This window comes from Serratia sp. SSNIH1 (assembly GCF_002935055.1).
In the GTDB taxonomy this organism is placed as follows: Bacteria; Pseudomonadota; Gammaproteobacteria; order Enterobacterales; family Enterobacteriaceae; genus Serratia; species Serratia nevei.
Window position 1 is genome coordinate 4,697,330 of sequence record NZ_CP026383.1, and the last position, 19,046, is coordinate 4,716,375.

A 19,046-nucleotide genomic window follows, 5' to 3' on the forward strand; every position below is an offset into this window, starting at 1 on the left:
ACCAGCCCTGGCGCCGCGGTGAACTGCCGCGCGCCAGGCGAGGAGTAAAGATGACCGAAACCACTCTGCATTACATTTTCGATCCGCTGTGCGGCTGGTGCTACGGCGCCGCGCCGCTGGTGAAAGCGGCTCAGAGCCTCCCCGGGCTGAAGGTCGTGCCGCACGCCGGCGGCATGATGACCGGCAACAACCGCCGCCAAATCACCGACGAATGGCGCAACTACGTCATTCCGCACGACAAACGCATCGCCGAGATGACGGGCCAGCCTTTTGGCGAAGCCTATTTCAACGGCCTGCTGCGCGACACCACGGCGGTGATGGATTCCGAGCCGCCGATTACCGCTATCCTGGCGGCGGAAAAGCTGGCGGGACGCGGGCTGGACATGCTGCACCGCATTCAGCAGGCACACTATCAGGAAGGCCGGCGCATCGCCGACACGCCGGTGCTGGAAGCGTTGGCGAAAGAGCTGGGGTTGCCCTCGGCGGCATTTATCGCCGAAATGCGTTTCAGCAGCGGCGCGCCGACCGCGCAACACATCGCGGAAAGCCGGGCGCTGCTGGCCAAAGTGCAAGGCCAGGGCTTCCCGACCTTTGCGCTACAGGACAGCGAAGGCCGCCTGCGTCTGCTGCCGGCCGGCAACTATCTGGGTAATGTAGAAGCCTGGAAAAACCTGCTGGGCGCCGCCGCGCTAGCGTAACCACCCTTTCTCGCCCCGGCTGCCGGGGCGGGTCATTCGACCCGCACGAACCGCCCTTCCGCCCGCACGTTGTGACCGAACCCGCAATCCCCCCGCGTGTGCATCTCCAACGTTTGCTCACCAAACTCCAGCGTGACGTCGCAGACCTGCGCGCTTTCCGAGTCATGCTGATGATAAACAGCTTTGCCGTGCTCGATCGGCAGCTCGGCGGTGAAATCACCCATGTTCGGGCCGTAATACAGCCCCATCTGCGGCATGGCGTAGCCGGAGAAATCGATCAGCCAGCGCTCGCCCTGCGGCTTCACCACCACCTCGCTCCACACGCCGCGCCCGGCGTATTGCCAATACACGCCGCCCGGCCCCTGCGGCTGCGGCCGCTGCGCCAGCCGTTGGCGCAACAGGCTCATGTTGTGCTGCGATTTGTCATCGTGCGGCGCCAGCGCCAGATAGGCCTGCGCCTTGAGCAATTCGCCGGCGTGCATCAGCGACAGCGCCACGTTGTTGTAGGCCGTGGCGACGGCCTGCTCGCTCAGGCCGCAAAACTCGCTCCAGGCCGCCTGATCGCGAAAGATGTCGGCAGCGTTGGCGTAATCCTGCCGCTGATAGGCCTTTTTTCCCAGCTCGGCGTAGCTCGCCACCTTTTGGCAGTCGGCGGCGATGTCCGGCTCGTCAATGTGCGCCCAGGCCCGGGCGCTGGCGAAGACGCCGCAGGTCAGCAACAGGGGAACCCAAGCCTTCATCGTTTATCCTTTCTGCAAAAATTCGGCGCCAGTATAACCGCCCGGCGGCGGAGTGTATGCCGCAATTGCGCCCATCTGCGCACCGCTGACGATTCAACCGCCTTATTTCAAACGGTTAGCGAGGTCAAAACTGCTTACAGTCGCGGTTTGTTTGTTACCGGCCCGCGGCCCATGCTGAACAAAATGCCGCAATTAACGAGTCGCTATGAACGCAACCCCCTTGCAGAAACACGCCGTTTGGCAGCTGATCAAACCCTTTTGGGTGTCGGAGGAGCGATGGCGCGCCTGGATGATGCTGATCGCCATCGTCGTCCTGTCGCTCGGTCTGGTCTATATCAGCGTGCAGATCAACCAATGGAACCAGGTGTTCTACGATGCGCTGCAGAACAAAAACTACCCGGTATTCAAGGCGCAGCTGTGGCGCTTTACCTATCTGGCGCTGATCTTCATCGTGCTGGCGGTCTACAAGATCTACCTGACTCAGGGGCTGCAGATGCGCTGGCGGCGCTGGATGACGGAAAAGTTCATGGAAAAATGGCTGGCGCACCAGGCGTATTACCACACCGAGCAGCAGCAGATCGTCGATAACCCCGATCAGCGTATCGCCGAAGATCTCAACGTGCTGACCCAATATACCCTGTCGCTGTCGCTCGGGCTGCTCTCCAGCCTGGTGACGCTGTTTTCCTTTATCGACATCTTGTGGCACGTCAGCGGGCCGATGACCTTCGCGCTCGGCCAGCACGCCATCACGCTGCCCGGTTATATGGTGTGGTTTGCGCTGCTGTATGCGGTGCTGGGATCGCTGCTGATCTGGTGGGTCGGCAAACCGCTGGTCATGCTGGGCTTCAATCAGGAACGGTACGAGGCGAACTTCCGTTTCGGCCTGATCCGCATCCGCGAAAACAACGACGCCATCGCGCTGTACCACGGCGAACCGCGCGAGGCGCAGCAGCTGGGCGATCGTTTCGACACCATTCGCAGCAACTGGTGGGCAATTATGCGCATCACCCGGCGGCTGAACATCGCCACCAACTTCTATGGCCAGTTCGCCATCGTGTTTCCCCTGCTGGTGGCAGCGCCGCGCTACTTCTCCGGCGCCATTCAGATGGGCGGCCTGATGCAGATCGCCTCGGCCTTCGGCCAGGTGCAGGGTGCGCTGTCATGGTTTATCGACGCGTTTAACGATTTGGCGACCTGGAAAGCCTGCGTCAACCGTTTGGCCGGCTTCAACGCCGCCGTCGATCAGGTGCATCATCAGCCGCGCGGCATTCAGCTGCGGGAAGAGACCGCCCATCCGTTAACGCTGGATAACCTCAGCCTGAGTTTGCCCGACGGCCAGCCGCTGCTGGCCGGCGCCGAGATGACGCTGCAACGCGGCGATCGCCTGCTGATCGTCGGCCCTTCCGGCTGCGGCAAGTCGACGCTGCTGCGGGCCATCGCCGGTATCTGGCCTTACGGCGCGGGGGCTATCGGGGTAGCGGCCAATGCCAACACGCTGTTCCTGCCGCAGCGCAGCTACATTCCGATCGGCACGCTGCGCGAAGCGTTGAACTACCCGAGCCTGGCGTCGGAATACAGCGATCCGCAGCTGATGCGGGTGCTGGAAAACTGCCGCCTGAAGCACCTGCAGCGCTGGCTGGATACCTCCGCCAACTGGAGCCACCGCCTGTCGCCGGGCGAGCAACAGCGGCTGGCGTTCGCCCGCGCCCTGTTGATTCGCCCGAGCATCCTGTTCCTCGACGAGGCCACCAGCGCGCTGGACGACGAAACCGAACAGTTGATGTACTGCCTGCTGGTGGATGAACTGCCGGACGTGACGCTGATCAGCGTGGCGCACCGCAACAGCGTGGCGAAGTACCACCAGACCTGCTGGCGCTTCAGCCGCAGCGAAGATCAACCGGCGCGCCTGGCGCTGAGCCCGCTGCCGGTATAACCCGCAGACCGACGGCGTTCGTTCAGATGCCGTCGGTCTGCACGTCTTCGCATTTCACCCGGCGGCGCTCATGCCACAGGCTCGTCAGGCCGCGTTTGCCGCATGCCAGCGCCACCTCGCGAAACTCATCCAGGCTCAACCCGTCGCGCTCCAGCATCATTTCCGCCGCCAGCTGCATATTGACGCCGGTCAGCACTTCGCAATCGCCCTGCGCATCCGCCAGTTCGCAGGCGCTGCGAAACGGCGAGCCGCCGAGCATGTCGGTGAGAAACACCACGCCGTCCGGCTGCGCCACCGCCGCCAGCGCCGAGCGCAAGGCGTCGTTGAGCTGCGCGGTGCTCATCTGTTCGGGGAAATCGACCGCCGCGCAGTGCGGCTGCGGCCCCACCACCTGCTCCACCGCCTGCAACAGCCCGGTGGCGAAGCCGCCGTGGCCGGTAATCACAATGCCTGGCATAGCCCACTCCTCACAAAATACCGATAAATTTGCCCGCCACGCCGATCGCTACGGTGACGCCAATCAGCTTCACCGGCGAGAAACCGCGCTTCATCAGGAAGAAAATGAGCAGCGTGAAGCACAGCGGCAACAGGTTGGGCATCAGCTTGTCCAACACGTCTGTCTGCAGCGCCACGCTGGCCTTGCCGGCATGCATGACCAGCGGCGTGGACAGGTGCACATACGAGGCCACCAGTGCGCCGATCACCGTCATGCCGACGATCGACGCGGCGTGAGAAATGCGCCGGGTGTGGGTCTTCAACAGCGCCAGCGCGCTGGTGCCGGCCTGATAGCCGTAGTGCGCCAGCCCAAAGCGCAGGCCTAAGTGAAACAGGTTGAACAGCAGCAGGAAGACGATCGGCCCGAACAGGCTGCCCTCCAGCGCCAGCGAAGCGCCTATCCCGGCGCAAATCGGCAACAGCGTCAGCCAAAACAGCGCGTCGCCGATGCCGCCGAGCGGCCCCATCAGCGCCACTTTCACCGCGCGAATGGTGGAGATCTTCTCCTTGTTCTGTTCCATCGCCAGCACCAGGCCGGACAGGAAGGTGACGTCGAACGGGTGCACGTTGATAAATTCCATGTGCATCTTCATCGAGTTGGCCAGATCCTGTGGGTTGCGGTGGATCTTGCGCAGCCCGGGGAGCAGCTGATACAGCCAGCCGCCGGCCTGCATACGTTCATAGTTGAACGACGCCTGCAGCAGCAGCGAACGCCAGGCCATGCGGTTGATGTCGCCGCGCGTCAGCGCTTCGGCGGGCTGGCTGTCCAGATAGTCGTCCTGCTCCACCTGACTGGTGGCCAGCGCCTGCGCCATGCGTTGCTCGGCCTTTTGCGCCAGCATATCGTCGGAATCGTTAAATGCCATCTTCGGCATCCTCCTGCGGAGCGGGCCGGGCCGTCGCCTCTGCCGCGCCACGTTGCGTGTTGAAGAAGTCGATCAGGGCGATCGCCAGGGCACCCAGCGCCACCGCCAGAATCGGCAGCTTGAGGAACGTGACCGAGATGAAGCCAAGGATAAAATAGGCCACGTAGGTTTTTTTCATCATCACCTTCATCAGCAGCGAGAAGCCGATCGCCGGCATCATGCCACCCGCCACCGCCAGACCGTCCAGCAGCCAGCCCGGCGCCTTCTGCACCATGGCGCTGGCCGCATCGGCGCCGAAGTAAATCGGCAGGAATGCCACCACGAAATAGAAGATGAACAGGATGCTGATGCCGAGATAGTTCACCCGTTCGATGCCGCGCCAGTTCAGCTCCTTCACCATGCGATCGCAGCGGTGCATCATCGGCGAGAACAGCGTAAACAGCAGCGTAATGCAGCCCTGCACCGCAATCGAGAACGGTACCGCCACGCCGATCGCCACTTTAGGGTCGGCCTTGGTCAGAATGGCGAATGCGGTGCCGATCACACCGCCGATCACCACGTTCGGCGGTTGGGCGCCCGCCAGCGGCACCATCCCCATCCACACCAGCTCCAGCGTGCCGCCCACCAGCAACCCGGTGTAGACGTCGCCCAAAATCAGCCCCACCAGCGGCCCCATCACCACCGGCCGGTGGAAGTGGGTCAGGCCGTCGAACAGGTCAACCCCCGCCAACCCGGCCAACAGCGCAATCAATAACGCATCCGTCAACATGCTTTCCCCCTGGCTCAAAAGAGCAGTTTGCCGATCGCCTCGCCCGCCTCATCCGGCACCCGGCGCACTTCGCACTCCACGCCCAGCGCCGCCAGCGCGCGAAACGCGGCCACGTCGCCGTCGTCCAGCGACACCGTTTTGTGCACCTGCCGCTTCCCCTCGGCGAAGTGCATGTTGCCGACGTTGACGAACCGGATCGGCACCCCGCCGCGCACCAGCGTCAACACGTCCTGCGGCGTTTTGCACACCAGAAAAATCTTCTGCCGATCCGCCGCCTTGTGGATCACGTCGATGGTTTTCTGCAGCGTGAAGTAGCGAGTCTGCACCCCTTCCGCCACCACCATGTCCATCAGGTTCTGCTGCACCGGATCGGCGGCCGCCTCGTCGTTGGCCACCACCACCAGGTTGGCGCCGAGGGTGTTGGTCCAGGTCACGCCCACCTGGCCGTGCACCAGGCGATTGTCGATACGGGTCATTAAAATGTTCGGCATGTCAGCGGCCCTCCGGGTAGCAGGCGGCGTGATAATCGTCGAGCACCTGCGTCACTTTATGCAGCACCCACTCCTGCGGATCGGCGCTCAATTCGCCGGCGTTCAGCGCCCGCGCCTGATCCGGCAGGTACTGGCTGAGCAGCGCCAACGGCGCCGGGCTGCGGCGCAGGTTGTCCAGCAAACCGTCGACCGCCTGCTGCACCTGCGGCTGCGGCCAGTAGTAACGCACCCGATCGCTCAGGCTGTAGTGGCGATCGAGATACTGCTGGTGCGGCGTACCGTGGTAGTAGCGGCTCCACTGCTGCGGCTGCTCGCGCATCACCTGCTCCAGCGTGGCGCACAGCTGCGCCGACTGGCGTTCCCCCAGCCATTCACGCTCGATGCGATCGAGGGCGAACAGCGCTTCGCGCAGCGCGAAGGTCAGCGCCGGCCCCACCTTCAGGATGGCGAAGTGATCGCGCACCAGTTGGCGGTAGGCCTGCGGTGGTTGGTAGTCCGTAGAGTGCGCTTCATAGATCATGCCCGGCTGCCGTTCGATGAAATGGCTCAATGCGTCGGCGCGCTGCGGTTGGTAATGCTCAACGCTGTGGTGATCGAACTCGACGCCCGGCTGTACCACCAGCGCGATAGTTCTCTGCCAGGCATCGTTCAGCTCGGCTTTTTGCCAGGCGATACGGTGCGTTTCCAGCGTTTGCGCCACCGCCTGCGGCGTGGTGACCTGCAGACCCGCCAGCGCCTCCTGCGCGCCGCCCGGCACCGGCACTTCGGTACCGATCACATAAACCGGCGCTTCGCCGCCGCTCTGCGCCCAGGCCCGCTCCGCCACCGCGCACAGGCGCGCCGCACGCTCGGCAACCGTGGCATCCCCCAGTGGAGCAGGATCGCCGGCGCATGACATGGAGCAATCGAGGTGAATTTTGCGAAAGCCGGCGCGAACGTAATCGTCGATCAAGGTTTCCGCCAGCGCCATCGCCTCCTGAGCCGGGCGATCTTGCCAGGCGTTGGGCCCCAGATGATCGCCGCCCAGCCACACGCGATCGCGTGCCAGGCCAACCTCATCCGCCAGGCGCCACAGCGCATCGCGGAACTGGGCCGCCGTTTGGCCGGTATAGCCGCCGAACTGATTGACCTGGTTGGACGTCGCCTCCACCAACACCGGTGTGCCGCGCGCTTTGGCCTGCCGCAGCGCGGCCTTCAGAACCCAGGGATGGGCGGAACAGACAGAAAAGATCCCGACCGGCATACCGGCCTTGTGCTGCTCGACAAGCTGTAACAACTGCTGCATGAAGCCCCCATGCAGGCGCCCTGCTACCGATCGGCGATGATGACCTCCACGCCCAGCTCGGTTAACGCCCGCTCGTAATCGTCCGGAAGACGGCTGTCGGTGATCAGCCGATGGATTTGTCCGGCTTCGCGAATCATGCAAAAGCTCTTGCGACCAAATTTGCTGGCATCCGCCACCGCGATAATCTCGCGCGCCACCTCGCACATCACGCGATTGAGGTGCGCCTCACCGGGGTGAGGCGTGGTGATGCCGGCGCTCAGATCGAACCCGTCGACGCCCAAAAACAGCTTGTCGAAGCGGTACTGACGCAATTGCTGCTCGGCAGCCGGACCGTAGAGCGAGTAAGAGTTGCGGCGCACGCTGCCCCCCAGCACCATCACCTCCACCCCGTCGTTTCCCGAAAGCTCGTAGGCAATGTTCAGCGCATTGGTCATCACCACCAGATCGCGCCGCCCCTTCAGGAACGGCACGATCTGCGCAGTGGTGGAGCCGGAATCGAGGATCAGCGCATCGCCGTCGCGCACATAGCCGGCCGCCGCGTTGGCGATCAGCGTTTTGACATCGCGATTCAACCGCCCTTTGTCCCGCAGCGGCCGATCGAAAGCGAATTGCTGATTGAGCATCGCGCCGCCGTAAGCGCGCAGCGCACACCCTTTTCGTTCCAGAAAGCGCAGATCGTTGCGGATCGTCACCGTGGATACCGCAAACTGTTTGCTGAGCTGCTCCACGCGCACGCTGCCGTGCTCGCATAACAGATCGATGATGTTTTCACGTCGCTTTGCGGTATTCACTGGCATGAGCTGCGGTCCTCAGGTTTCCGGCCTCGCCGGGGAGAAGATGGCTTTCGCTCTACTGCGCTGGCATTACAGCAAAGCGAAAGCAATGAAATTGTGATCGGGCTTACAGCCCCGTTTTAGCAAAAAAATCGCCAAAAAACCTTTCGAATCGAAACAGATCGAAAAGCCAAAAAGCGGAAAGGGGGAAAAGTGAAATGCCATGACGGGCGCGAACGCCGGGGGGCCACAGCGCCGGCGGTGAGGAAAGCGAAAGCGACGCATGGCGCGCCCCGCGCCATGACTTTTAGTTCACTCAGTGACCAGGATCACATAATGGCAATTATCCTGCGGCCGGCAGGGGTTAACCGCCATCATCCCGCCGGCCCGTCCCCTTGTCAGCGTGAGCCATCTTCCCTACACTTGCGATCGGATACCGCCAATTTGTCGGTACGTAAGCGTTAACGTCAATCAACGCATCACGCCATGCAGCACTGATTGACTGCATGCCCTGGTGCGAGGAACCCATGCCGCAACCCGCTTCATCCCCAGCGTCCACCGCGACCCCGCGTCGCCGTTTACACCGCCCTGTCCTGCTGATCGTCGGCATTATGCTGATCGCGGCCAACCTGCGCGCTGCCCTGACCAGCGTCGGCCCGCTGTTGGAGCAGATCCAGCAACAGCTGGCGTTGTCCGCCACCGCCGCCGGCCTGATCAACTCGTTGCCGCTGATCCTGTTCGCCGTTCTCTCGCCGCTGACTCCGGCGCTGGCGAAACGCATCGGCATCGAGCGCACCCTGGGCCTCGCCCTCGCGCTGCTGGTCTGCGGCATCGCGCTACGTTCCCTGCCGCAAGACGCCATGCTCTGGCCGGGCAGCATCCTGATCGGCGCCGCCATTGCCTTCGCCAACGTGGTGCTGCCGACGCTGGTGAAAAGAGATTTCCCGCATCGCGCCGCCGCGATGATCGCCGCCTATGCGGCGGTGATGTCACTGGTTGCCGCCATCGCCTCAGGTCTGGCGGTGCCGCTGGCTGCCCTGGCCGACCTCGGCTGGCGGTTCTCTTTGCTGTGCTGGGGTTTGCCCGCCTTGCTAGCGCTGCTGGTGTGGCTGCCGCAGCTGCGGCGCTCGGCCACTCCCGCCACCAAAGAACCGCAGCCGACGGAGCCACAGCGCTATCGTTCTCCCTGGGGCAGCGCGTTGGGTTGGCAAGTGGCGATGTTCATGGGGCTGCAATCGATCGCCTTCTACACCATCATCGGCTGGTTCAGCGCCTTTGCCGCCAGCCACGGCACTTCCGCCCAGCAGGCAGGATTCGAGCTGTTCGTTTACCAGGTGGTCGCGATCGTCGCCAACTTTGTCATGGTGGTGATTTTGCCGCGGGCGCGCGATCAGCGGGCAATCGCGCTGGGCAGTTCCCTGCTGATCTTTATCGGCGTCGGAGGATTATTGGTGCAACCCGCCAGTTCACTGGTGTGGCTGACGTTTGCCGGGTTGGGGGCGGGGAGTTCGCTGGTGCTGGCACTGTCGTTCTTTGGCTTACGCAGCCAGCATCATCATCAGGCGACGCTGCTGTCGGGTATGGCGCAATCCGTCGGCTATTTGTTGGCGGCGCTGGGGCCCACGTTGTTCGGCCTGCTGCACGATCTGACGGATGGCTGGCGCTGGCCGCTGATCGTCCTGCTGTGCCTGACCGTTCTGCAAATGCTGTTCGGTGCGCTGGCCGGCCGCAGCCGCGTGATCAGCTAGCGCCGTTGGGCGAGGGGCCGTACCGGCTCAGGCGCGCTATCCTGCCACAAGTCTTCAATGAAGGCGCGTTGCTCATCGCTCAACACCCACGAAGGCGGAATTTTGGACTGCGCACGACGCTGTGCGCCCTCACGGTTTTTAGCCTGCTTTTTGTTCACAAGTCGCCTTCCTGCTTAACTTACTTAATTCAGTAACCAATAAATCACGGCGGCGGTGAACAGCCAGAACAACCCGCTACCGATAAATACACACAGCCATGCTCTACGTTTGATATCTGATCCATCCTTGCTCACCACAGCGCCCTCAACCAATAGATTAAACCATTTAAATGGTGATTATTGATCTGTTTTAACGATCGATAAAGTCGTTTTTTCCTATGGAAATTAAAAAAACAGCTGCTAGCCATAGACCTGCATCACCGCCTCAGTAAGAACGGCACCGTGGATATCACTGTTATCGGCAGGCGATAACTTGTATTGATAGGCGAACGAACGTGCAGTGTGCCACACCTTGAGAGGTCAAAATTAAACCACTGGTAAATGATTCAGCAGTCAATTATTTGACTGGCCGTAAGCCAAATCGGCAACAGACCGCGCTGAAGGCGGGGGAGAAAATGAAGCGACGTACTGGGATCATACGGAGAGAAGCACCGGCCCGTTTGGTTTCGCTCGGGCCGGCGTGAATTAACCGATTCTGCTGACGGAATCCCGGCTGGCGTGTTCACGCTCGCTGCCGATCAGCTCACGCAGGTGACCTGAACGCATCTCCAGCAACCGATCGGCGTGTTCGAAGTAGTGATCGTCATGGCTGATGGCAAACACCGTTTTGCCCAGCGCGCGCAATTCAGGCAACAGCTCGCGATAGAAAATCCGCCGGAACTGCGGATCCTGATCTGCGGCCCATTCATCCAACAGCAGGATATCGCGCTGCTCTGCCACCGCCAACAGCAGAGCCAGGCGTTTACGCTGCCCCTGCGACAGCTGCGGGTTGGTCACCCTGGTGCCGTCGAACTGCAGTTTGCTTTTCATATTCAACCGCTCGAGCCAGCCGGAGACCAATTTCGCATCGGGTTCACCGCCTTCCGGCCCTTGCAAGCGATCGAACTGATGAAAATCGGTGAAAATCGCCGAAAACAGCCGACGGTAGTCCGGCATATCCGCCGCGGTCTGTGCGACGCCATCCAGAACGATGTGCCCGCTCACCGGTTGGTACAACCCGGTCAACAACATCGCCAGCGTTGACTTGCCACTGCCGTTGCCGCCGATCAGAAAGACCAACTCACCACGGCGCAGCGTCAGATTGAGCGGCCCGACGGCAAAACCGGGCTGCTGTTCGGTATCCGCATAGTGAAAAACCACGTCGCGTAGCTCCAGCGTCTGCCAGGAACGGCTGACGGCGGCAGGAAACGCCGCTTGATACTCGGCCAGGCGCAGCGTCTTCAGCTTGTTAAAGGCCACTTCGGCGCTGACCAGCGTCGGAAACGCCCCGACCGCCTGCAGTAATGGCGTGCGCAAGAACAGCAGCGTCAGTGAATAGGTAGCGGCCACCGCCGAGTCCGCCCATCCCAGACTGTTGGCCATAAAGAACACCAGCCCAATCGCGCCTAACATCATGATATTTGACCAGTTGAGCGCGCTCAAATGGAAGGTGTCGGCGCGAATGATATGGTAGCGATAAGCTTGCGCATCGGGCTGATAGGCCTGTTCGTACAGCGCCTGCGCCCGCTTGCGGTTCAACGTCAGCTCCTTACGACCGTCAATCACCGACTCATAACGATGATAGAGACGCTCCTCCGACTCACGCAAACTGGCCATATGACGATAAACCCGTGACACCAGGCAGCCGCTGCCCACGACGGTCACCGCCACCCAGACTGCCGTGACCGCCAGCATTTTCGGTGATAGCCACCCCAGATAGGCCGCCGCCCCCAGGGTTAAAATCACCCCTTGAACCAGTTCAGGCAAGCGCACGAAGGCGACGGTAATATTGCGAATATCGCTGGACAGGCTGGCCAACAATGAGGCGCTGCCCAATTGTTCAAGGCGTTCAATATCGGTATCCAAAATGCGCTTCACCAGCTGCCCACGCAGGCGATAGACGAAGTAATGGCCCAATGTCGTCAGCGCCAATTGCGAGCCCAGCGTGACCGCCATCAGCAATGCCAGCAGGGCGAGAAACATCGGCAGCACGGCCAGTGCATTGCCGCCGGCCTCCATCAAGTATTGATTGATAAATGCAATGATACCGATGCCTAAACCGGCGCTGGCCAGGGTCAGCGCCATGACAGCCAGAAATGGCCAACGGTACTGGTGATAAACCACCCGTAGCAGTTCCATGAAAAAACCTCTGAAGTCGCGATCTGGCAGGCATTGTAAGCGGCGTGAGAATGAGATCAAGACGAATTCTCATCACAATTTATCAAGCATCGACCAGAGAGAGAGGGTATCTCGTAGTTGCCTGACGGATGCAAACTCTCCATGGAGCTCTTACAGAGATACTAAATATTCTCTAATTAAATAGCCTCATGAAATAAATTAAATAACCATATAAAACAAAAAATACATTCACTTAAAAAATGAAAAAACAGAAAAGATAAAAAAACCATCTATTAACAAATGAAATTATTTATTTCCTTTGCTGCCCATTATGCTCCAATGCTTTAATAAAACTTCATGATAGAAATCGCCAACATCAAAGACGTAGGAAAGAAAAATGAAAAAAAGGAAATTTCTCAGTCAAGTTGAAATTGAGCAACTGATTGCTGCCGTGCATGAGGGGAAAAATAGCATTCGAGATCGTTGTCTACTATTAATGTGCTTTATTCACGGTTTACGGGTTAGCGAACTGCGTGCTTTACGCCTGGAGGATATTGATCTTACCTCCAATCGGATCCATATATCTCGGCTGAAAAACGGGTTTTCCGTTCAGCATCCGATCCAACCGCGAGAACGGCAGGCGCTGTTACATTGGTTGGCCCAGCGGACGAGCTATCCTGACGCAGAGGCTCCATGGTTATTCCTGTCGCGCCACGGCGGACAAATATCACGTCAGCAGCTGTATCGATTAATGAGAATGTATGGCGAAATGGCCGGTATTAGCGTTCAGGTCCATCCTCACATGTTGCGACACTCCTGCGGCTACGCCCTTGCGGATAAGGGGATCGATACGCGTTTGATTCAAGATTATTTAGGACACAAAAACATCCAGAATACGGTGATCTACACCGCGACCAACGTAGAACGATTCCGCGCAATCAGCATTTAATCTCACAATGAGAATAACTACGCGGGATCTCGTCCTTTGTTAAACAGCGCATCGAGTTTGGTACAAACATCAGATGGGAAGATGCAGCCCGGCACGTCATCAACGGCCTACTCCAGCACGACTTTAACGCCGAGCTGCTTTTCATGCCTCAGCGCCCAGGGGCATGCCGCACTGGTTATGCTAGCGGTAAACCTGCCGATAAATCATAACGCCATCCCCTTTCATTAAAGGCTAGGTCCCCTTTGACCATTCCCCCCCCAATTGCCGCGTAATATTGCCGTGCAAAGAAAACAGTTCGCTGTCATTCTTTACCTGCAGTTTACGCATGGCGCTGCATTTATGCGCGCTGATCGTCTTGATGCTGCGGCGTTGCAACTCGGCAATTTGCCGCAGGCTCATACCGTTAAACAAAAAGGCCAAAACGTCGCTCTCACAGCGGGTCAATTTTCGCGTGCTAACCTCCTCTCCACTCACGGAAGGCGCCAGAAAAGCCCCAATCTGCGGACTCAACACACGTTCCCCCAGCAACACGCGATTAAAAAACTCCGCCACCAGCGGCAAAGCGTCATCTCTGGCTACGATGCTGACATTAGTCTGGTTCAACAGGCGCCCTAACTCTTCTGCATTCTGGCTGCGGGTATAGACGATTACCCGCAAGTCGGGCAGCTGCGTGCTCAGGGCCAGTAATGTTTCTCTGCCCTGAGCCACCGTCTCATCTTCGCCGTCCATTTCGGTAATCAGCACGTCGGCCTGCTGATAGACCACGCTGTCCGCCACCGCGCGGACGCTGGTTTCCTTTACAACGACTTTTGCCTGGGTTGGCAGCGTTTTTAAAAAACTCGCCAACCCTTCCAACGTTAATGGACATCTGTCCATTATCGCTATGTTCAGCGGTTGCTGACGCCATAAATGCATAATCTGCTCCTGTGCTTGCTTAGCCGAAAGGCATTTCGCGCATGCCTAGCGAACAAAGGATGAACCTTGCGCAACCATCCATTTCCCCTGAAGGTACAACTCCCCATCGCTGTGAAATCCCAACTTCAACATCGCATTGCGTTTATGGGTGCTGACGGTGCGTATATCACGGCACATCGTTAACGCCACGTTGGTTACGCTTTTACCGGAAAACAGCTGGGTCAGCACATCCAACTCCTTCGTCGTCAGGGGCTTGTCGGCCGTCGCGTCATGCAACTGACGTTGACGCACTCGATGGCTGAAACTGCTGCAGCCCGTCAAAACCTGTTGGACGCAGTGAGTCAACGCAATGGCCGGCTCCTGCTTCAACATCAGGCCGCTGATGCCGGAGGCGATCAGTTGCCGTAACAGCTTCGGTTCATCCAACGCCGTACAAATGACTATCGCGGTGTCCGGCGAGTTTTCGCGGACTTCAGCGATCAACCGGAAACCGTCCAATACCGACTCCGATTTACCGCACAAATCCATCACCAATAAGCGGTGCACATGCTGCGTGAATAAGGTTCTCAATGCCACCAGGTTCGTCACCTGCCGAACGTTGTCGGGCTGCAGGCCGCAGGACTCAATCAAGCGATTTCTCATCCCCAACGCCGTGATGAGGCAGGGCTCCATGATGGCCACGGCCCCCGTCGTTGACTGACCGGCCGCCAAAGTCGTTCCCGATGGATAATTACTATTCATATCATCACCTTAAATCTGTCGTTAGCATTCCACTTAGGACGGTATTTTTGTCTACTGATAGACAAAAGTGACCTGCAGGACACCCTCTATCGAGCCAGGTGTAGAACCGCCATTGGTGCTGTATGCCCGCGCCCGCAAATTGAATTTGGCTTCATGCGTCGCCTGGTTAACTGACTGGGTCATGCTCTTGCCATTGCCCAGGTTTGCTCCCTGGTTGTTTTGCAATTCAATTTGGACCCGACGAGAACCGCCGGTACTTTTATATAAGCGGGTGCTTTCCTCAGCGGCCGTCCCGCTGAAGGTCGCGACAACCGACGTGGTGGTGCTCGGGCAGTTTTTTAGCGTCAAAGGGAATTCCACCCAAGGGCTGGAAGCCCCGGAGGTCGCCAGAACGGCGGCGGAAATGTCATCCCCCAGATTGACCGAAATCGTGCCGTTTGCGCCGTCGATTTCGCAGGGCGCCGCTTTGATGTTGCCGGTAATGACTAGTTTTGATGTGGCTTGCGCTGTCGGCATGGCCAAGAGCAACAGGCCAGCCAGCGCCAATTTGCAGCTGATACCGCTAATAACTTTCCCCATACTTTATTCCTTCTCGTTAAACGCCGGGCACGGCCCGCACCGTTGAAATATCCGTTTATTGAATTTCTGCCTGAATGGTCGCCGTTGCATTGAACTGCCCGACGGCAGGGAGCTGGCCGGTGGTGTTGATCGGATAGATGCTGATCCGTGAACTGCCACTCTGGTTGGGATATTGGAAGTTATCGATTGGCAAGCGCCCGCTCTGAGGCCGAATAACATTGCCCTGCATATCCTTAATCATCACGCCAATGTCGCGATTGCTGGTTTTCAGCGCCTCAGGCATGCTGCCGTCAGCCTCGCCGCGGAATGACAGGCTGACCTTGACGCCGGCGGAAATATTGCGGCAGGCCAGCGTCAGCGTTCTCTCTTCTGGAGTAAAACGGGGCGGCATCGCGCCTTTGGTTTGGATATTCGAGGTCAAGATGTCGCCAAAATCGACCGTGACCGTTTGCGGGCTGATTTCACAACTTTGCGGCACGGTGACGGTGCCGCTCATTGATATCGTGGAGACCGGCACATCGCTTTTCACGCCACTCACCACCGAGACATAGGTGTCCACCAGGCGGGTGCTGGGGATTGTGGTCACGCCAACGAAAGGGCGGCGGAAATACAGATGAATTCGCCCGCGAGCGCCGCTGTTGTAGGGCGTGCTGGCACAGGATTCGTCATCGCCATCCATATCGGTCTTAAAGTTAGACTCATTGGTGAACGGTGCGGCAATAAACTCATTGCGATATCCCGCCACGAAAACTTCGCTCGCGACCCCCAGGTATTCATTCAACGCGTAATACGTTACCCCCCCGCTGCTGAATACCGGCTCGCTCAGCAGCATTTTGGCGGTGACATAAGACGCCGTACGCGTCTGGCATTCGCACTTCACCCGAAAAGAACCGGGCAAATTCCAGTTGCCGCCGTCAGCATTCTTAATAATCCGCCCCACCACGTTTTGCGACGGGTCGGTTAAAACCGGGGAAAAGAGGAATGAAAACCCGTGAGTCCCCGAAATAGGAGCACACTGCCCGAAAGCCGCCTTTACTTGTGGTGCGCCGAACGTTGCGCACGCCAATAGCCCGCCGACGATGATCCCTCGTTGAATCGATATTCCTGTCGCCATCATATGCACCTTATAAACACTGCCCGTTAACGAGACGAATCCCACCGCTCTCGAGCTGATTAGCCAATTGATAGTTGACCTGACATTGCTGAGCCGCGTCATTGCCCCACTTCACCCGCAGCTGCCCGCTCTCCGCCAGGCCGGCCAGATAAACCTGGCCACCGTCGCCGACGATGCCGGCATTGTCAGAGGGGCTGTTGAGATTGCTGACGGTGGCGCCGAACGGCACCGGGTCACCGCTGCGCGTCAGCAAGGTCAACAACACGCGGGCACCGACGTCCGGATTGAAGCGGGCGCGCACCACGGCGCCGCGGGTTGGGATTACCGTTTGGCTGCTCAGCGTCATGTCGACATCTTCGGCAAAAGATTCACCGTCCAATCCGACGATATTGCGCCGGTAAGGCGTCAGATAAGGCACGACTGCATAGCCGCGCCAATCGGTGCTGACCCCGGTTTGGTTCAGGACATCCACCCCAGACGCGCCGGGCGCCTGCACCAACGCCACCGTATCGCCCAGCGGCTGGGACAGCGTGACGCCGTTTTGGTGCACCAGAACGCCCCCCTGCACGCCGTAATTCACCTGCCGGCGATGGCGATCGTAGCCATACCCCAGATTCCATTCGGCGAGGGCGCCTTTGTAGTCCGCCTGAATATTGCCGTTCGCCCCCACGCCCCTGCCGGTATAGCCCTGGTTGATGCTGTAGTTGAGGTTATTGCCCGGCAAGGCGGTACCGCTCAACCCAAGGTTATTGCTGGTGGCGCCATTGCGGCTGGCGTTCATGCTGTAGGTGGCATAGCTGCCCGGCAGCCATTTGCTGAGCGGTACGCTGACGTTGAACGCTACGATATGGTCACGAATACTGCTGCGATTGCCGTTACTGTCGTAGCCGTTCTGGTTGAAGGTGTAATTCAGCCCGTAACTGACGGCCTCCCAGCTGTTGTTGTAGCTGAGGCTGACAGACTGCGAACGGCGGTTATCGTCCCAGTAGTCTTCGTTAAACAGGCTGAGCGACAGCGTTCCCCCCTGCTCCCACAGGCTTTGGCTCATCGTCAGCTCGGCGCGACTCTTCTTGTGATCGTTATAGATAGCGCTGTTGCCGCCGTAGCTCTCCAGCGCCTCTTGCAGGTTATAAAAACCGCGCGTGGAATAGCGGTAGCTGGCCAGACTAAAGTTGGTGCCGGTTTCAATAAAGTTCTTGCCGTAACGCAAACGCCATGACTGCCCCTGCTCCTTCGGCCGGGTTTCCTGCTTGGTCCAGGCCTGGGTGACATCGGCAGACAGCGCGCCCACCGCCCCCAGGTTCTGCCCCCAACCCAGCGCCAGGGACTGATACTTACTGGCCGCCTGCACGCCGCCATACAGCGTGGCCCCCCACGGCAGACCGTAGATCCCGGTCGCCTGGCTGAACGGGCGTTCATCAACGCCACCGCCGTATGAACGGTATTTCCCGCTGGTCAGGCTGTATTTAAAACGCCCTTCGCGCTGCAATACCGGCACCACGGCGTACGGCACCACAAAATGCTGCTCCTGGCCGTCAGCCTCACGCACGTTCACATTCAAGTCGCCGCTGCCGCCCGTGGGATACAGATCGGTAATTTCAAATGCCCCCGGCGGCACATAGCTTTGATAGATCACATAGCCGTTTTGCCGGATTATGATCTGTGCATTCGTGCGTGCGATCCCGCGTACTACCGGCGAGTACCCTTTCATGCTGTCCGGCAGGATGTCGTCCTCAGAGGCCAGTTGCCCCCCACGGAACTGCACGCTATCGAACACATCACTGGGCGTTGTGCTGTCCCCCAGGGTCAGGCGACTTTGCAGTGCAACGATATCGCGCTGCAGGTAGGTGTTGATTGAGCGCCAGGAAGAAGCACCGCCGGTGTAATGGTTCCAGATCGAATAGTTACGCAGGCGCCAGGCGCCCCAGTTGATACCCGAGCGCAGATTGAGGTAATAGTTATTGTTGTTTTGCCGTTCGCTGTCGCGCATCTGGTTATTGGCGCCGCTGAAGTTGTAATTGACCAACAGCGCCGGTATGCCGGAGTCCCATTTATCCGGGGAAACGTAGTCACGCGCATTCAAGCGCAGTGCCGCTTGCGGGATGCTCAAATTCAGCCTCAGCTGATTGAACAGGAATACCGCAGAGGCCTGTGGAATGGCCTGTGCCAGGTTGACGCAGCTATCCCCGGGCACCATCGCCGGAAACATGGCCACCCTCACGCCCAGTTCCGCCAATTTTTCCGTGCTGAAACAAGGCTGCAGCGCTTGCTTCCCGTCGGCTCCCGGCATAAGCCGAAACTCGACGTCAAGGCTGTCGATCTGTTCGCCGTTAAGGTAAAGATCGGCCCGGTAGTTCCCGGGCGCCTGGCTGCTGTTCTCCTCAAACACCGAGAGATCGGCGCCGCGCAGCGCCGGATTATCAATTTCCAGCAGCGCCGGGTTGAAATAATCGCGCGCATGAGCCGTGCCGATCGAGCTCAGCAGCGCCATTTGGCAAGATATCAGGCCGGCCAGAACCGATCGCACCCCTGGTAAACCAATGCAATTCGGGTTATTCATCCTTTTAACTCCCTGTCCCGATTGGCTCGGCCCGACGAAGAATCAGGTAAGCCGAACGCCTGCTCCAGCGTTATC

18 protein-coding genes are annotated in these 19,046 nt (G+C 59.3%); 4 read left to right on the plus strand and 14 right to left on the minus strand.

Annotated features, from left to right (window positions below):
• The first annotated feature begins 50 nt into the window (after positions 1-50).
• Positions 51-698: a DsbA family protein gene (locus C3F38_RS22640; protein WP_047729966.1), complete on the plus strand. Its 648-nt coding sequence runs from the start codon at positions 51-53 to the stop codon at positions 696-698.
• Positions 699-730: 32 nt separating this feature from the next.
• Here the strand turns inward: C3F38_RS22640 and C3F38_RS22645 are convergent, their stop codons facing one another.
• Positions 731-1,438 (minus strand): hypothetical protein, encoded by a 708-nt coding sequence (locus C3F38_RS22645; protein ID WP_047729965.1) that lies wholly within the window; start codon positions 1,436-1,438, stop codon positions 731-733.
• 205 nt (positions 1,439-1,643) lie between these two features.
• Here C3F38_RS22645 and C3F38_RS22650 point away from each other — a divergent pair, with 205 nt between their 5' ends.
• Positions 1,644-3,371 carry an ABC transporter ATP-binding protein/permease gene (locus C3F38_RS22650; protein ID WP_055312340.1) on the plus strand — a complete coding sequence of 576 codons (1,728 nt, stop codon included), beginning with the start codon at positions 1,644-1,646 and terminating at the stop codon, positions 3,369-3,371.
• Positions 3,372-3,393: 22 nt separating this feature from the next.
• Here C3F38_RS22650 and agaF read toward each other — a convergent pair whose 3' ends face one another.
• From agaF to agaR, 6 genes are read right to left on the minus strand one after another with little or no spacing between them, the layout of a single operon-like run.
• Positions 3,394-3,828: a PTS galactosamine/N-acetylgalactosamine transporter subunit IIA gene (gene agaF / locus C3F38_RS22655; RefSeq protein WP_033635782.1), complete on the minus strand. Its 435-nt coding sequence runs from the start codon at positions 3,826-3,828 to the stop codon at positions 3,394-3,396.
• A 10-nt stretch (positions 3,829-3,838) separates the two neighbouring features.
• Entirely contained in the window at positions 3,839-4,732 is an 894-nt protein-coding gene (locus C3F38_RS22660) for a PTS system mannose/fructose/sorbose family transporter subunit IID (protein ID WP_055317449.1), read from the minus strand.
• A complete protein-coding gene (gene agaW, locus C3F38_RS22665) occupies positions 4,722-5,501 on the minus strand; it encodes a PTS N-acetylgalactosamine transporter subunit IIC (RefSeq protein ID WP_019455697.1) in 780 nt (259 codons plus the stop codon). Before agaW ends, C3F38_RS22660 begins: the two co-directional genes overlap by 11 nt.
• Before the next feature lie 14 nt (positions 5,502-5,515).
• Positions 5,516-5,992 (minus strand): PTS N-acetylgalactosamine transporter subunit IIB, encoded by a 477-nt coding sequence (gene agaV / locus C3F38_RS22670; RefSeq protein ID WP_019455696.1) that lies wholly within the window; start codon positions 5,990-5,992, stop codon positions 5,516-5,518.
• A 1-nt stretch (position 5,993) separates the two neighbouring features.
• A complete protein-coding gene (locus C3F38_RS22675) occupies positions 5,994-7,277 on the minus strand; it encodes a D-tagatose-bisphosphate aldolase, class II, non-catalytic subunit (protein ID WP_055317448.1) in 1,284 nt (427 codons plus the stop codon).
• 23 nt (positions 7,278-7,300) lie between these two features.
• Entirely contained in the window at positions 7,301-8,074 is a 774-nt protein-coding gene (gene agaR / locus C3F38_RS22680) for a transcriptional repressor AgaR (RefSeq protein ID WP_047729961.1), read from the minus strand.
• A gap of 503 nt (positions 8,075-8,577) precedes the next feature.
• Here agaR and C3F38_RS22685 point away from each other — a divergent pair.
• Positions 8,578-9,798: an MFS transporter gene (locus C3F38_RS22685; RefSeq protein WP_055317447.1), complete on the plus strand. Its 1,221-nt coding sequence runs from the start codon at positions 8,578-8,580 to the stop codon at positions 9,796-9,798.
• A 182-nt stretch (positions 9,799-9,980) separates the two neighbouring features.
• Here C3F38_RS22685 and C3F38_RS22690 read toward each other — a convergent pair whose 3' ends face one another.
• Both C3F38_RS22690 and C3F38_RS22695 read right to left on the minus strand, forming a co-directional pair.
• Positions 9,981-10,094, minus strand: coding sequence for a YmiA family putative membrane protein (locus tag C3F38_RS22690; protein ID WP_048234622.1), 114 nt, complete (start codon positions 10,092-10,094; stop codon positions 9,981-9,983).
• 387 nt (positions 10,095-10,481) lie between these two features.
• Entirely contained in the window at positions 10,482-12,134 is a 1,653-nt protein-coding gene (locus tag C3F38_RS22695; RefSeq protein ID WP_047729959.1) for a multidrug ABC transporter permease/ATP-binding protein, read from the minus strand.
• A 376-nt stretch (positions 12,135-12,510) separates the two neighbouring features.
• Here C3F38_RS22695 and C3F38_RS22700 point away from each other — a divergent pair, with 376 nt between their 5' ends.
• Entirely contained in the window at positions 12,511-13,062 is a 552-nt protein-coding gene (locus tag C3F38_RS22700; RefSeq protein ID WP_055317266.1) for a tyrosine-type DNA invertase, read from the plus strand.
• Positions 13,063-13,293: 231 nt separating this feature from the next.
• Here C3F38_RS22700 and C3F38_RS22705 read toward each other — a convergent pair whose 3' ends face one another.
• The 5 genes from C3F38_RS22705 to C3F38_RS22725 are packed head-to-tail and all read right to left on the minus strand — an operon-like array spanning position 13,294 to position 18,971.
• The gene (locus C3F38_RS22705) at positions 13,294-13,977 is read right to left on the minus strand and encodes a response regulator transcription factor (protein WP_055317267.1); all 684 of its coding nucleotides are present in this window, start codon (positions 13,975-13,977) and stop codon (positions 13,294-13,296) included.
• Between the two features lie 45 nt (positions 13,978-14,022).
• Entirely contained in the window at positions 14,023-14,718 is a 696-nt protein-coding gene (locus C3F38_RS22710) for a response regulator transcription factor (protein ID WP_055317268.1), read from the minus strand.
• Between the two features lie 51 nt (positions 14,719-14,769).
• Positions 14,770-15,297 (minus strand): fimbrial protein, encoded by a 528-nt coding sequence (locus tag C3F38_RS22715; RefSeq protein ID WP_055317269.1) that lies wholly within the window; start codon positions 15,295-15,297, stop codon positions 14,770-14,772.
• A gap of 55 nt (positions 15,298-15,352) precedes the next feature.
• Positions 15,353-16,414 (minus strand): fimbrial protein, encoded by a 1,062-nt coding sequence (locus C3F38_RS22720; RefSeq protein WP_080479016.1) that lies wholly within the window; start codon positions 16,412-16,414, stop codon positions 15,353-15,355.
• 7 nt (positions 16,415-16,421) lie between these two features.
• Complete coding sequence (locus C3F38_RS22725) at positions 16,422-18,971, minus strand: fimbria/pilus outer membrane usher protein (RefSeq protein WP_055317271.1); 2,550 nt, start codon at positions 18,969-18,971, stop codon at positions 16,422-16,424.
• Between the last annotated feature and the right edge of the window lie 75 nt (positions 18,972-19,046).